This is a genomic window from Brachybacterium tyrofermentans, from assembly GCF_039526165.1.
Lineage (GTDB): Bacteria > Actinomycetota > Actinomycetes > Actinomycetales > Dermabacteraceae > Brachybacterium > Brachybacterium tyrofermentans.
Genome location: NZ_BAAAIR010000052.1, coordinates 1 through 592, shown reverse-complemented (window position 1 = coordinate 592; position 592 = coordinate 1). Strand labels below are relative to the sequence as shown.

Sequence of the window (592 nt, the reverse complement as noted above, 5' to 3'; positions counted from 1 at the left end):
GCGCCTGGTAAGCAGAGTTTTTGAAATGTAAGGCCTTTGAATAAGACAAAAGGCTGCCTCATCGCTAACTTTGCAACAGTGCCAAAAATAGTCCTTCAGTGGGACGAAATGATCCGGACCGCTGGCTCCCTGAAGCTGGGCAAAGTACAGGCTTCAGTGCTGGTCCGTTCATTGCTGAAAAGTGAACGTCCTTCCGGACTGACTCAGGCAATCATTGAAGTGGGGCGCATCAACAAAACGCTGTATCTGCTTAATTATATTGATGATGAAGATTACCGCCGGCGCATTCTGACCCAGCTTAATCGGGGAGAAAGTCGCCATGCCGTTGCCAGAGCCATCTGTCACGGTCAAAAAGGTGAGATAAGAAAACGATATACCGACGGTCAGGAAGATCAACTGGGCGCACTGGGGCTGGTCACTAACGCCGTCGTGTTATGGAACACTATTTATATGCAGGCAGCCCTGGATCATCTCCGGGCGCAGGGTGAAACACTGAATGATGAAGATATCGCACGCCTCTCCCCGCTTTGCCACGGACATATCAATATGCTCGGCCATTATTCCTTCATGCTGGCAGAACTGGTGACCAAAG

At 50.2% G+C, this 592-nt stretch carries 1 pseudogene; it reads left to right on the top strand.

The annotated features are described in order from the left end of the window. Window positions 1-90: 90 nt before the first annotated feature. Window positions 91-592 (top strand): annotated as a pseudogene (locus ABD093_RS18165) (Tn3 family transposase); the annotation flags it as partial.